11 protein-coding genes, 4 tRNA genes and 1 rRNA gene are annotated in these 14,040 nt (G+C 51.8%); 1 reads left to right on the top strand and 15 read right to left on the bottom strand.

Annotation, left to right across the window (positions count from 1 at the left end):
- Positions 1–115 precede the first annotated feature (115 nt).
- The 12 genes from rpoB to QSK07_RS22345 form a co-directional block, all read right to left on the bottom strand.
- The gene (gene rpoB, locus QSK07_RS22400) at positions 116–4,144 is read right to left on the bottom strand and encodes a DNA-directed RNA polymerase subunit beta (protein WP_013359733.1); all 4,029 of its coding nucleotides are present in this window, start codon (positions 4,142–4,144) and stop codon (positions 116–118) included.
- A gap of 329 nt (positions 4,145–4,473) precedes the next feature.
- A complete protein-coding gene (gene rplL, locus QSK07_RS22395; protein WP_009092660.1) occupies positions 4,474–4,836 on the bottom strand; it encodes a 50S ribosomal protein L7/L12 in 363 nt (120 codons plus the stop codon).
- Between the two features lie 65 nt (positions 4,837–4,901).
- Positions 4,902–5,399, bottom strand: coding sequence for a 50S ribosomal protein L10 (gene rplJ, locus QSK07_RS22390; protein ID WP_003848098.1), 498 nt, complete (start codon positions 5,397–5,399; stop codon positions 4,902–4,904).
- Positions 5,400–5,764: 365 nt separating this feature from the next.
- Complete coding sequence (gene rplA / locus QSK07_RS22385; RefSeq protein WP_010261038.1) at positions 5,765–6,469, bottom strand: 50S ribosomal protein L1; 705 nt, start codon at positions 6,467–6,469, stop codon at positions 5,765–5,767.
- Between the two features lie 3 nt (positions 6,470–6,472).
- Complete coding sequence (rplK, locus tag QSK07_RS22380) at positions 6,473–6,901, bottom strand: 50S ribosomal protein L11 (RefSeq protein ID WP_006121495.1); 429 nt, start codon at positions 6,899–6,901, stop codon at positions 6,473–6,475.
- A gap of 147 nt (positions 6,902–7,048) precedes the next feature.
- Positions 7,049–7,594 (bottom strand): transcription termination/antitermination protein NusG, encoded by a 546-nt coding sequence (gene nusG, locus QSK07_RS22375; RefSeq protein ID WP_013359732.1) that lies wholly within the window; start codon positions 7,592–7,594, stop codon positions 7,049–7,051.
- A 1-nt stretch (position 7,595) separates the two neighbouring features.
- On the bottom strand, positions 7,596–7,979 hold the full coding sequence (gene secE, locus QSK07_RS22370; protein WP_285723253.1) for a preprotein translocase subunit SecE: 384 nt from the start codon (positions 7,977–7,979) through the stop codon (positions 7,596–7,598).
- A 231-nt stretch (positions 7,980–8,210) separates the two neighbouring features.
- Positions 8,211–9,395 (bottom strand): elongation factor Tu, encoded by a 1,185-nt coding sequence (gene tuf / locus QSK07_RS22365; RefSeq protein WP_098051824.1) that lies wholly within the window; start codon positions 9,393–9,395, stop codon positions 8,211–8,213.
- Positions 9,396–9,503: 108 nt separating this feature from the next.
- A tRNA-Thr gene (locus QSK07_RS22360) sits at positions 9,504–9,579 on the bottom strand.
- A gap of 5 nt (positions 9,580–9,584) precedes the next feature.
- Positions 9,585–9,659 (bottom strand) — tRNA-Gly (locus tag QSK07_RS22355).
- Between the two features lie 190 nt (positions 9,660–9,849).
- Positions 9,850–9,934: transfer RNA gene (locus QSK07_RS22350), tRNA-Tyr, on the bottom strand.
- 8 nt (positions 9,935–9,942) lie between these two features.
- Positions 9,943–10,018, bottom strand: a tRNA-Thr gene (locus QSK07_RS22345).
- Between the two features lie 768 nt (positions 10,019–10,786).
- Between QSK07_RS22345 and coaA the strand changes: the two genes are divergently transcribed.
- Positions 10,787–11,734, top strand: coding sequence for a type I pantothenate kinase (coaA, locus tag QSK07_RS22340; RefSeq protein ID WP_033784445.1), 948 nt, complete (start codon positions 10,787–10,789; stop codon positions 11,732–11,734).
- Positions 11,735–11,776: 42 nt separating this feature from the next.
- Here coaA and birA read toward each other — a convergent pair whose 3' ends face one another.
- The 3 genes from birA to rrf all read right to left on the bottom strand — a co-directional run bounded on the left by birA (position 11,777) and on the right by rrf (position 14,036).
- Positions 11,777–12,736, bottom strand: a complete 960-nt coding sequence (gene birA / locus QSK07_RS22335; protein WP_147790107.1) for a bifunctional biotin--[acetyl-CoA-carboxylase] ligase/biotin operon repressor BirA — start codon at positions 12,734–12,736, stop codon at positions 11,777–11,779.
- Positions 12,733–13,770, bottom strand: a complete 1,038-nt coding sequence (gene murB, locus QSK07_RS22330) for a UDP-N-acetylmuramate dehydrogenase (RefSeq protein ID WP_285723252.1) — start codon at positions 13,768–13,770, stop codon at positions 12,733–12,735. The genes birA and murB overlap by 4 nt, the downstream gene beginning before the upstream one ends.
- Positions 13,771–13,920: 150 nt before the next feature.
- Positions 13,921–14,036, bottom strand: a 5S ribosomal RNA gene (rrf, locus tag QSK07_RS22325).
- Positions 14,037–14,040 lie beyond the last annotated feature (4 nt).

Genomic DNA, 14,040 nt, shown 5'->3' with positions numbered 1-14,040 from the left:
CGGAGTGAGACTCAGGGGGCGTCCAACCGAAATTGAACGCCCCGTAACCAGTACAATTGCGAGCGCTTTAAACCCTGCGCTTTCAGGCGGCGGCAAGCCGCAGCCTGAAAAGGGGTTACTCGTCTTCCAGCTCGATGTTGATACCCAGCGAGCGAATCTCTTTCAACAGTACGTTGAAGGATTCCGGCATGCCCGGTTCCATCTGATGGTTACCGTCAACGATGTTTTTATACATCTTGGTACGGCCGTTGACGTCATCAGACTTAACGGTAAGCATTTCCTGCAGGGTATACGCGGCACCATATGCTTCCAGTGCCCATACTTCCATCTCACCAAAGCGCTGACCACCGAACTGCGCCTTACCACCCAGCGGCTGCTGAGTAACCAGGCTGTAGGAACCGGTAGAACGTGCATGCATCTTGTCATCAACCAGGTGGTTAAGTTTCAGCATGTACATGTAGCCAACGGTTACCTGACGCTCGAACTGCTCACCGGTACGGCCGTCAAACAGGGTAATCTGACCGGAAGAAGGCAGGCCGCCGAGCTGCAGCAGCTCTTTGATCTCGCTCTCTTTCGCGCCATCAAACACCGGCGTGGCGATTGGCATACCTTTCTTCAGGTTCTCAGCCAGACGCAGTACTTCGTCATCAGAGAAGGTATTCAGATCAACACGCTGACGCAGATCGGTACCCAGGTCATAGGCGCGCTGGATGAATTCGCGCAGTTTCGCGACTTCTTCCTGCTTCTTCAGCATGGCGTTAATTTTCTCGCCGATACCTTTCGCCGCCATACCCAGGTGCGTTTCCAGAATCTGACCGATGTTCATACGCGATGGTACGCCCAGCGGGTTCAGAACGATGTCAACCGGCGTGCCGTTTTCATCGTAAGGCATATCTTCGATCGGGTTGATCTTGGAGATAACACCTTTGTTACCGTGACGGCCTGCCATTTTGTCACCCGGCTGAATCTGACGCTTAACAGCCAGATAAACCTTAACGATTTTCAGCACGCCTGGTGCCAGATCATCGCCCTGGGTGATCTTACGACGCTTACCTTCGAGTTTTTTCTCAAACTCGTGCTTCAGTTCGTCGTACTGCTCTGCCAGCTGCTCCAGCTGGTTTTGCTTGGCTTCGTCAGTCAGACCCAGTTCCAGCCAGCGCTCGCGCGGCAGCTTGTCCAGTTTGTCTGCTTCAACGCCACCCGAAATCAGTACGTTCTGGATACGGCTGAACAGGCCCGCTTCCAGGATCTGCAGTTCTTCAGACAGGTCTTTTTTGGCCTGCTTCAGCTGCATCTCTTCGATTTCAAGCGCACGTTTGTCTTTTTCCACGCCATCGCGGGTAAAGACCTGAACGTCGATCACGGTACCTGACACGCCATTCGGCACGCGCAGTGACGAATCTTTCACGTCAGAGGCTTTTTCACCGAAGATAGCGCGCAGCAGTTTTTCTTCTGGCGTCAGCTGGGTTTCACCTTTAGGCGTTACCTTACCAACCAGAATGTCGCCACCGGTCACTTCAGCACCGATGTAGACGATGCCTGACTCATCCAGTTTAGAGAGTGCAGCTTCACCCACGTTCGGGATATCAGCAGTGATCTCTTCCGGCCCCAGTTTGGTGTCACGCGACACGCAAGCCAGTTCCTGAATGTGGATAGTCGTAAAGCGATCTTCCTGAACCACGCGCTCGGAGACCAGGATGGAGTCTTCGAAGTTGTAGCCGTTCCACGGCATGAACGCCACGCGCATGTTCTGGCCCAGAGCCAGTTCACCCAGATCGGTGGACGGGCCATCTGCCAGCACGTCGCCGCGCTCAACCGGCTCACCCAGAGAAACACATGGCATCTGGTTGATGCAGGTGTTCTGGTTAGAACGGGTATATTTGGTCAGGTTGTAAATGTCGATACCGGCTTCGCCAGCATGCATTTCGTCTTCGTTAACTTTGATAACGATACGTGATGCGTCAACGTACTGTACGGTACCGCCACGTTTCGCCACGGCTGTTACACCGGAGTCAACGGCAACAGCACGTTCCATACCGGTACCCACCAGCGGCTTATCAGCACGCAGAGTCGGAACGGCCTGACGTTGCATGTTCGCACCCATCAGGGCGCGGTTGGCGTCATCGTGTTCCAGGAACGGGATCAGGGATGCACCGACAGAAACCACCTGCTGGGTGGAAACGTCCATGTAGTCAACCTGATCGCGGCTGAACAGACTTGATTCGCCTTTGCTACGGCAGGTGACCAGGTCATCAACAAACGCGCCGTTGTCATCCAGAGGGGCGTTCGCCTGAGCGATAACGTAGTTACCCTCTTCGATAGCAGAGAGGTAGTGAATCTCGTCAGAAACCAGACCATCGATAACACGGCGATAAGGTGTTTCAAGGAAACCGTACTCATTGGTCTGTGCATAGACAGACAAGGAGTTGATCAGACCGATGTTCGGGCCTTCAGGGGTTTCGATTGGGCAGACACGACCGTAGTGCGTTGGGTGTACGTCACGCACTTCGAAGCCGGCACGCTCACGCGTCAAACCACCCGGGCCGAGAGCAGAGATACGACGTTTGTGCGTAATCTCTGACAGCGGGTTGTTCTGATCCATAAACTGAGAAAGCTGGCTTGAACCAAAGAACTCTTTCACCGCAGCCGAAATCGGCTTCGCGTTTATCATGTCCTGTGGCATCAGCGTGTCAAGGTCGCCCAGAGACAGACGCTCTTTAACCGCACGCTCAACACGGACCAGACCGACACGGAACTGGTTCTCAGCCATTTCACCCACTGAACGGATACGACGGTTACCGAGGTGGTCGATATCGTCCACTTCACCTTTACCGTTACGGATGTCGATCAGCTTCTTCATCACTTCGATGATGTCATCTTTGCTCAGGATGCCTGAACCTTCGATTTCATCACGCAGCAATGAGCGGTTGAACTTCATACGACCGACCGCAGAAAGATCGTAACGATCTTCTGAGAAGAACAGGTTCTCAAACAGGTTCTCTGCAGCTTCGCGTGTTGGCGGCTCACCAGGACGCATCATGCGGTAGATCTCAACCAGCGCGCTCAGGCGATCGCTGGTTGGGTCGACACGCAGGGTCTCGGACATATATGGACCGTGGTCCAGATCGTTGGTGAACAGCGTTTCGATGCGCTTGTGACCGGACTGGCTCAGTTTAGCCAGCAGATCCAGTGACAGTTCCATGTTCGCTGCAACAATCAGCTCACCGGTGCTCTCATCGATGTAATCTTTAGCGACCACTTTGCCCGCGATATATTCAACCGGGACTTCGATGTGCTGAATGCCATCTTTTTCCAGCTGACGAATATGGCGCGCAGTAATGCGGCGACCTTTTTCGACGTAGACGGTGCCGTTCGCTTCGATATCGAAGGTCGCGGTTTCACCGCGCAGGCGCTCAGGCACCAGCTCCATCTGCAGCTTGTTGTCACGGATTTCAAACACCACTTTCTCGAAGAAGATATCGAGGATCTGAGGTGTGGTGAACTGTAACGCGCGCAGGATGATAGTGGCCGGCAGCTTACGACGACGGTCAATACGGACAAACAGGTTATCTTTCGGGTCAAACTCAAAGTCGAGCCATGAACCGCGGTAAGGGATGATACGTGCGTTGTACAGCACTTTACCCGATGAGTGGGTTTTACCCTTATCGCTATCAAAGAACACGCCGGGACTACGGTGCAGCTGAGAAACGATAACGCGCTCGGTACCATTGATAACAAAGGTACCGTTGTCGGTCATGAGCGGAATCTCGCCCATGTAGACTTCTTGTTCTTTAATGTCTTTTACGGTGCCTTCTGGCGCTTCGCGCTCATAGATCACCAGACGCAGTTTCACGCGCAGCGGTGCCGAATAGGTCACGCCACGGATCTGACACTCTTTCACGTCAAAGACAGGTTCACCCAGGCGGTAGCTGACATACTGCAACTCAGAGTTGCCGCTGTAGCTCGCAATAGGGAATACAGAGCGGAATGCAGCTTCCAGTCCGTACTGACCTTCTGGATCTTGCTCGATAAACTTCTGGAACGAGTCGAGCTGGATGGAAAGGAGATAAGGTATGTCCAGTACTTGCGGACGTTTACCAAAATCCTTACGAATACGTTTTTTCTCGGTATAGGAGTAAACCATAGGGTTCCTCAGCTAGCTGACAAGTCGACCCACGCTGTCCGTCCTGACAGGACAGTTCATGCAACACGATTTTGTTTGATTCACTGGCTGCGCGGCAGCAGTGCAATACCTCTTTCTATCACGCTTAAATCATTTCATCGCTTTTGAGAAGGCAGGGAACCCGCACAGGAAAGCGGTATATTAAGTCGTCGATAGAGAAAGATATTGAAGAGCAACAATGGACAAACAGTGTGAAACCCCATTGAGACCCTGTAGCGCAAAAAGGCTGGTGACCAAAAAGTCACCAGCCATCAGTCTGAAACTACTCAGACTGCAACCCGAAGGCTGTCTTACTTAACTTCAACTTCAGCGCCAGCTTCTTTCAGAGCAGCTTCAAGTGCAGCTGCGTCATCTTTGCTGATGCCTTCTTTAATTACGCCAGTTGCTTCAACCAGGTCTTTGGCTTCTTTCAGGCCCAGACCAGTTGCAGTACGTACAGCTTTGATGACTGCTACTTTGTTCGCGCCAACAGCTTTCAGTACGACGTCGAATTCAGTTTTTTCTTCAACAGCTTCAGCCGGGCCCGCAGCAACAGCTACAGCAGCAGCAGCAGAAACGCCGAATTTTTCTTCCATAGCAGAAACCAGCTCAACAACTTCCATTACGGACATCGCTGCAACAGCTTCCAGAATTTGGTCTTTAGTGATAGACATGACAATTGTTCCTAAGAATCAGAAAAAGTTTATACGTAAGCAGGTACGAAGAAAAGAATAAGGCCTTAAGCCGCTTCTTTTGCATCGCGTACAGCAGCCAGAGTGCGGACCAGTTTGCCGGCAGCGGCTTCTTTCATGGTCGACATCAGACGTGCCAGTGCTTCTTCGTAGGTCGGCAGCGTTGCCAGACGGTCAATATTGGCCGCCGTGATCAGCTCACCTTCAAAGGCTGCAGCTTTGACCTCAAATTTTGCATTCGCTTTCGCGAAATCTTTGAACAGACGAGCAGCAGCGCCCGGGTGTTCCATAGAATATGCAATCAGGGTCGGACCAACAAACGTGTCTTTCAGGCACTCAAACTGAGTACCTTCAACGACGCGGCGCAGCAGGGTGTTACGAACAACACGCATGTAAACGCCAGCTTCACGGCCTGCTTTACGCAGTTCGGTCATTTTATCAACGGTAACGCCACGGGAATCCGCAACAACCGCTGAAAGCGCACCTTTGGCTACTTCGCTGACTTCAGCAACAATCGCTTGTTTGTCTTGAAGATTTAATGCCATTAGCTTTTGCTCCTGGATTTGACCGGGAAAGGATTTCCCCGGAACTCACTTCACTTACTCACCCCGAAGGGTAATAAGCGCTCGAACACGGTGAGCAGAATCCAGCTAAGAAAAAATTCTTTTGGTTCTGTCACCGTCTACGCAGGGGATTAAGCGGAATATCCGGAGATAAACAGCACCTGCGGTCTTGGACGGAGGCCAGGATAAGGCCTGGCTCCAACCTAAATTCTGTGCGACGCAGCAGAGTCAGAGGGAATGGCGATAAACGCAACAGTCGGTTCTGGCTCTCTGGTGTCCTGTTCTGCTAATAACAGAACAACGGGCGTAAGATTCTAGGTGAATTTTTCGCCCGTTTCAAGCAGCAATTAGTTTGCTGTTGCGTTCAGACCAGCCTGGTCAACGGCAACGCCGGCGCCCATGGTGGTTGAAAGGCTGACTTTCTTGATGTACACGCCTTTAGCCTGTGATGGTTTAGCTTTTTTCAGCGCAACCAGCAGGGATTCCAGGTTTTCTTTCAGTTTGTCAGCGTCAAAGTCCACTTTACCGATGGTAGTGTGGATGATGCCGTTTTTGTCGTTACGATAACGAACCTGACCTGCTTTAGCGTTCTTAACCGCTTCAGCAACGTTAGGGGTTACAGTACCGACTTTCGGGTTTGGCATCAGGCCACGTGGACCCAGAATCTGGCCCAGCTGGCCAACAACGCGCATTGCATCCGGAGAAGCAATAACAACGTCAAAATTCATTTCGCCTTTCTTGATCTGATCAGCCAGGTCTTCCATGCCTACCAGCTCTGCGCCAGCTGCTTTAGCAGCTTCAGCGTTAGCGCCCTGGGCGAAGACAGCAACACGTACTGAACGACCAGTACCGTGTGGCAGAACGGTCGCGCCGCGTACGTTCTGATCAGACTTACGTGCATCAATGCCGAGGTTGACAGCAACGTCAACGCTTTCAACGAACTTGGCAGTTGCCAGTTCTTTCAGCAGAGCAACAGCTTCAGCAATGTCATACTGCTTGGTCGCGTCAACTTTGTCGCGAATTACGGTCATGCGCTTGGTCAGCTTAGCCATTTCTTAGTCCTCTACTACCAGGCCCATGGAACGAGCAGTACCTTCGATTGAGCGAGTCATCGCTTCAACGTCAGAACCAGTCATGTCCGCAGCTTTGGTTTCTGCGATTTCACGTACCTGAGCACGAGTCACTTTACCGACTTTATCTTTGTTCGGCTTACCAGAACCAGACTTGATGCCCGCTGCTTTTTTCAGCAGTACGGCAGCCGGAGGCGTTTTGGTAATGAAGGTGAAAGAGCGGTCGCTGTATACGGTGATAACAACAGGAGTCGGGAGACCTTTTTCCAGAGATTCGGTCTTAGCGTTGAACGCTTTACAGAATTCCATGATGTTAACACCCTGCTGACCCAGAGCTGGACCAACCGGTGGACTTGGGTTCGCCATACCAGCTGCAACCTGCAGCTTGACGTAGGCCTGGACTTTCTTAGCCATGATATTTCCTCAATTGGGTTATAGCGCCTGTAAAGGCTCCCCGTGATAACGATTCATTCGCCGTTGCCAGCGCATAAAAACAAAAGGCGCGAAATTGTAGTTAAATTTCGCGCCTGCTGCAACAGCTAATTTGTGAGCGGGAAGAGGTTAACCTTTCTCCACCTGACCGAAGTCAAGCTCAACCGGTGTTGCACGACCAAAGATGGAAACGGATACCGTCAGGCGGCTCTTCTCGTAGTCCACATCTTCAACCACACCGTTAAAGTCAGCGAACGGACCGTCATTAACACGAACCATTTCACCTGGTTCAAACAGCGTTTTGGGGCGAGGCTTGTCGCCGACTTGCTGCAGACGATTCATGATCGCATCAACTTCTTTATCGCTGATAGGTGCAGGACGGTCAGATGTCCCGCCGATGAAACCCATCACGCGCGGAACGCTGCGGACTAAATGCCAGCTGGCGTCATTCATCACCATCTGAACCAGTACGTATCCCGGGAAAAACTTGCGCTCGCTCTTACGACGCTGGCCACCACGGATTTCAACGACTTCTTCAGTCGGAACCATGACTTCACCAAACAGCTCTTCCATGTTGTGCAATTTGATATGCTCGCGCAGCGATTGGGCTACGCGGCCTTCAAAACCGGAAAACGCCTGTACGACGTACCAGCGTTTCTTTGGAGCTTCAGACATCTCAGAACCTCAGGCCAGTGATAAACGATACCAGACGGACCAGAATACCATCCAGCCCCCACAAAATCAGTGACATCACGGCAGTAACCGCGGCAACGATTAACGTGGTGTGCAGCGTTTCCTGGCGGGTTGGCCAGATAACCTTACGCATTTCTGTTCTTGCTTCACGAGCAAAAGCCACGGTCGCTTTGCCTTTGATCGTTAAAAGCGCAATGCCGCCAGCCGCTGCAATCAGTACAACTACGGCTAATGCACGCAGTGGCAGTGACACATCACGATAGAGGTAGTTACCTACAATCGCTGCAAGCAGCAGTAATACGACTACTACCCACTTTACCGCTTCCAGGCCACGCCCGCTCCCTTGAGCTTCGGTATTCGCACTCATAAACCAACCTGCCACAATAATTCAGAAACTATTCTGCCCCGCAGTGCGAGGCGTCCAAACCGAATGAGCTTTTGGGGCGTAACTCGGTATCCAACGCCGCATAACAGAGCCTGTCTCAGCAATGATTATGATTCAGAAAATCACTGATGAGCCAGGTTCTATGAAACAGCGTGCAAAAAGGGCATCAAATGATGCCCTTTCCGTGTGCATTGCGTCAAACGTTATCGGTAATTATGCGATAACTTTAGCAACAACACCCGCGCCAACGGTACGACCACCTTCGCGGATTGCGAAGCGCAGACCTTCGTCCATTGCGATTGGGTGGATCAGGGTAACAACCATTTTGATGTTGTCGCCTGGCATGACCATTTCAACGCCTTCTGGCAGCTCTACTGAACCGGTCACGTCAGTGGTACGGAAGTAGAACTGTGGACGATAGCCTTTGAAGAACGGAGTATGGCGGCCACCTTCGTCTTTAGACAGAACGTAAACTTCTGACTCGAACTGGGTGTGTGGCTTGATGGTGCCTGGCTTAGCCAGAACCTGGCCACGCTGGATGTCTTCGCGCTTGATACCGCGCAGCAGAACACCACAGTTTTCGCCTGCCTGACCCTGGTCCAGCAGCTTACGGAACATCTCAACACCGGTACAGGTTGATTTCGCAGTATCTTTGATACCTACGATTTCAACTTCGTCGCCGACTTTAACGATGCCGCGCTCAACGCGACCGGTAACAACAGTACCACGGCCAGAGATTGAGAATACGTCTTCGATTGGCAGCAGGAACGGCATGTCGATCGCACGGACTGGATCCGGGATGTAGTTGTCCAGGTGCTCAGCCAGCTCGATGATTTTCGCTTCCCACTCAGCGTCGCCTTCCAGCGCTTTCAGAGCAGAACCACGAACGATTGGCGTGTCGTCGCCTGGGAAGTCGTACTGTGACAGCAGGTCACGTACTTCCATCTCTACCAGCTCCAGCAGCTCTTCATCATCAACCATGTCGCACTTGTTCAGGAACACGATGATGTAAGGAACGCCAACCTGACGACCCAGCAGGATGTGCTCACGGGTCTGCGGCATCGGGCCATCAGTCGCAGCAACAACCAGGATCGCGCCGTCCATCTGCGCAGCACCGGTGATCATGTTTTTCACATAGTCGGCGTGGCCTGGGCAGTCAACGTGAGCGTAGTGACGTGCAGCAGTCTCATACTCAACGTGAGCGGTGTTGATGGTGATACCGCGGGCTTTTTCTTCAGGCGTGCTGTCGATCTGGTCGAACGCACGAGCCTGGCCGCCGTTGGTTTTAGCCAGTACGGTAGTGATAGCTGCAGTCAGGGTGGTTTTACCGTGGTCAACGTGACCGATGGTGCCCACGTTTACGTGCAGTTTGTTACGTTGAAATTGCTCTTTAGCCATCGCTAGTCCCTCTAAGACACGGATATATCAATGATATCATCACATTAACCAGGCAATGCCTGACTGCAAGGAAGTTACAGAGAAAATCAGGAGGGAGATTAAAGGAAGTGGTGCTGATACCCAGAGTCGAACTGGGGACCTCACCCTTACCAAGGGTGCGCTCTACCAACTGAGCCATATCAGCACATCTGGAGCGGGCAGCGGGAATCGAACCCGCATCATCAGCTTGGAAGGCTGAGGTAATAGCCATTATACGATGCCCGCATCCTGGAACTCGGCTACCTGTTCTTTCTGTAGCTTGCAGATAACAGTGAATGTTTCTCTGCTATCTACTGTCTGCCAGCGAAGCTGACCGACGTTGACTTCGCTAACGCTCAGTCTGAATTCAGGGTGATAAGTGACTCACCTGACAGATAAACAGGCCGTTTATCTGTACTCAACCGCGAGGCTGAGATGGTGGTGGGAGAAGGATTCGAACCTTCGAAGTCTGTGACGGCAGATTTACAGTCTGCTCCCTTTGGCCGCTCGGGAATCCCACCTACTTGATTGGTGCCGGCTACCGGAATCGAACTGGTGACCTACTGATTACAAGTCAGTTGCTCTACCAACTGAGCTAAGCCGGCATCAAGTGGAGCGCATTCTAGGAAGGTCGGGCCCTGGATGCAACTAAAAAATCGCATATTTTTTTCTATCGCTTACTATTTGTGCAAATCATCGCATTTTAACGTTTTTTTGCAGATTATTTGTGCAATCTGGCTCTGTTTTCACAGGATTAGTCTGAGCGTGCCACCGTCTTAAATCTCTCTGCCCTTCTCTTTTATGCGAATAAAATGAGTGGCCAGCACCCTTTTTTTTACGTCGGGGTGCTGAATGAGGCTTTTTTAACTCTGGCAGAACCCTTTTTTCTCATGGAGCGGCGCACTTCTATCGAAAGCAGGGGCATATTGTCATGCGCATTCTTTCTCACTATGACGATTTGCGCTGAAAGGAAGCGTTTAAAATGTCTTTGTACTGTTTGTTTTTTTGCGAAAGGTTGCGCGTGACATGTATCAGCCTCACTGCAAGCGTCTTATTACGCCGTACAGCCAGTCAGGCACAGCGATGACCGTATAAGCAGATTAAAACGTCGCATATTAGCTGTGCCGGCCTGCAATATCATAAACAACGATAAAGCAGTAAAAATTAAAGGCACTGCAACGTTTTGTGGATATGCCGACGAAAGCGCGATCGCGTTTATCTTTTTACTTCTGTTAAAAGCCATACTGGTGATACCCTCCAGCCCATTGTTCTCACTGATAAACCAGCGATTCGTGATTCACTTTACCCGTGCTGTCCTGCTTATCGGCTAATACGCGGTTGATAGTAATGAATTTGCGGTCAGATGCATGCTTATGGATAAAACAACCCCCCTGACAACGCCTTATCTGGAGTTCACTCGTGAGCAGTGGGCTGCATTACGTGATTCTGTGCCTATGACGCTGTCAGAGGAAGAGATCGCGCAGCTCAAGGGCATCAACGAAGATCTTTCGCTGGAGGAAGTCGCAGAAATTTATCTGCCACTTTCGCGTCTGCTTAATTTCTATATCAGCTCGAACGTTCGTCGGCAGGCTGTACTGGAGCAATTTCTGGGCACTAATAGCCAGAAAATCCCCTATATCATCAGTATCGCGGGGAGCGTCGCGGTCGGTAAAAGTACGACTGCGCGTGTACTGCAGGCGTTGCTCAGCCGCTGGCCTGAACATCGTAAAGTGGAATTGATCACGACGGATGGCTTCCTTCACCCTAATGCCGTGCTGAAAGAGCGTGGCTTAATGAAGAAAAAAGGTTTCCCGCAATCTTATGATATGCACCGGCTGGTCAATTTCGTCTCCGATTTAAAATCCGGCGCCAGTCAGGTGACCGCCCCGGTCTATTCGCACCTGATTTATGATGTCATCCCTGATGGCGATAAAGTGATACAGCAGCCAGATATTCTTATTCTGGAAGGTCTGAACGTATTACAGAGTGGCATGGACTATCCCCATGACCCCCATCATGTCTTTGTTTCGGACTTCGTTGACTTCTCAATCTATGTAGATGCAGAGGAAGACCTTCTGCAAAGCTGGTATATCAATCGCTTTCTGAAATTCCGCCAGGGTGCCTTTACCGATCCGGACTCCTACTTCCACCATTACGCCCAGCTCTCAGAGGCAGAAGCGGTTGAGATAGCGGGTAATCTATGGAAAGAGATTAACTGGCTCAACCTGCAGGAAAATATCCTGCCGACACGTGAAAGGGCCAGCCTGATCATGACCAAAAGTGGCGATCATGCGGTCGATAAGGTTCGCCTGCGTAAATAACAGCGGTCATAAAAAAGCCTGCATCAGTGCAGGCTTTTTTGATCAGACAGGACGCAGTGATATTTCCCCCCCCACCCAGGCTTTTATTTCGCCATCCTGCTCCAGTAATAACCCCCCCTGGCTGTCGACGCCCCGTGCAATACCATGCACTTCACGTTCGCCGATGAGCAGCTTAACGGGCCGGTTAATAAAATTGTCCAGTGCCGCCCAGCGCGAGATGAAGGCAGTTAATCCCTCCTGCTCAAACAGCGGCAGGGCCTCGCGCAGGCTGTTGATCAGACGGGCTGCCAGTTCATTGCGGTTCACGCTTACTCCGGCCTCCTGCAGGTTAATCCAGCCCTGATTAATCTGTGAAGCATCCGCTGTCCGCATCGCCAGGTTGATGCCTGCTCCCATCACGATCTGCGCAGCATCACCGGTTTTACCGGTCAGTTCGACCAGAATACCTGCCAGTTTCCGATCGTTCAGGTAAATATCATTGGGCCACTTTACCCGGACATCATCGGCCCCGAGTGCACGTAATGTTTCAGCCATGACAATGCCAATGACCAGGCTAAGACCCATCGCCGCAGCCGGACCCTGCTCAAGACGCCAGTACATGGACATGTAGAGGTTGGCACCAAAAGGAGAGAACCATTGACGACCACGACGGCCACGACCTGCCTGCTGGTATTCTGCTATGCAGGCGGCGCCAGACGGCATGTCATGCATGCGTTCCAGCAGATACTGATTTGTGGAATCAATCACCGGGATAACCGAGACATTACCCTGCTTCACCTGTGACAGAATTGCCTGCTCATCCAGCAGCTGTATCGGGGCAGAGAGACTGTAGCCTTTCCCTGTCACGGTATAGACGTCCAGGCCCCAGCTTTTTAGTGTCTGGATGTGCTTGTTGATGGCGGCACGACTCATGCCCAGAGTGTCGCCCAGCTGCTCGCCAGAATGAAACTCACCATCAGATAAAATATCGACCAGTTTTAGCGGGACGCTGTGGTCTTTCATGCGATCACCCCGACAGCATTGCACTCACCCTGCGCCTGAATAAAGCGGACTTCAGGCTCCAGCCAGACATCAAATTTTTCACCCACCCGGGCGCGCACTGTTTTTGCCAGCGCAACGATATCCTCAGGCGTGGCATGGTCAGCGTTAATCAGCACCAGAGCCTGTTGCTGGTGAACGGCGGCGCCTCCATTGCGATACCCTTTCAGCTGACACTGATCGATAAGCCACCCTGCGGCCAGCTTGGTTTCTCCATCTGGCATCAGATAGTGTGGCATAGTGGGAAATTGGGTTAGCAGGGATCTACACTGCGCTTCGGTAACGACCGGGTTTTTAAAGAAGCTGCCGACATTACCGGTGACTTTCGGATCCGGTAATTTGCTCTGCCGCATCTGGCACACCGCGTGATAGACATCCCAGGCATTGGCTGTCACCGGGTTAAGCGTTTTCAGATCGCCATAGGTTAATACCGGCTGCCATTGCTTAGGCAGGATCATCCCGACGGCAACGATGACATAGCCTGACTGGTAGCGATGTTTAAAAATGCTGTCACGATAGCCAAACTCACAGGCTTCACGATCGAGGCGTTCTGTCTCACCACTGTGCAGATTAAGCACATCTACGTATTCGCAGACATCTTTTAATTCCACACCATAGGCACCAATGTTCTGAATCGGTGCCGAACCCGTCATTCCAGGGATCAACGCCAGGTTTTCCAGGCCGGTGATCCCTTTTTCCAGCGTACTCTTAACCAGCTGATGCCAGTTCTCACCTGCCCCGACATGCAACTTCCAGTACTCAAATTCATCCTGAATTTTGATGCCTTTAATGCGATTCAGCACCACGGTACCGGCAAAATCCTCCAGGAAGAGGACGTTACTGCCTTCCCCGAGCACAAGAAAAGGTGTCTGATTACGCTGGCTATCCTGCCATGCGGCCAGAATGGCGGCTGGCGTCTCTGCGACGATGCGTTTTTGTGTGTGTACTTCAAGCCCAAGCGTGTTGTCGGCTTTTAAGGAGGGATGCTGGCTGGACATTTGACGGCCTTTACTGAGTTATCTGGCCGTAGTTTACCGTATCAGAGAGGGGTTCTCAGGCTGTTTTCGGAGATTATGGTGCGGTTTTTCACGATCTGCAGACGTAAAAAAGCCCCGCACTCTCGTGCGGGGCTTCTTCACTTATTTGATGCCTGGCAGTTCCCTACTCTCGCATGGGGAGACCCCACACTACCATCGGCGCTACGGCGTTTCACTTCTGAGTTCGGCATGGGGTCAGGTGGGACCACCGCGCTAAAGCCGCCAGGCAAA

Origin of the sequence: Pantoea sp. QMID4 (assembly GCF_030270445.1) — a bacterium.
Taxonomy (GTDB): domain Bacteria; phylum Pseudomonadota; class Gammaproteobacteria; order Enterobacterales; family Enterobacteriaceae; genus Pantoea; species Pantoea vagans.
Note: the sequence above shows the minus strand (reverse complement) of the source record. Positions and strands in the feature narration are given on the sequence as shown.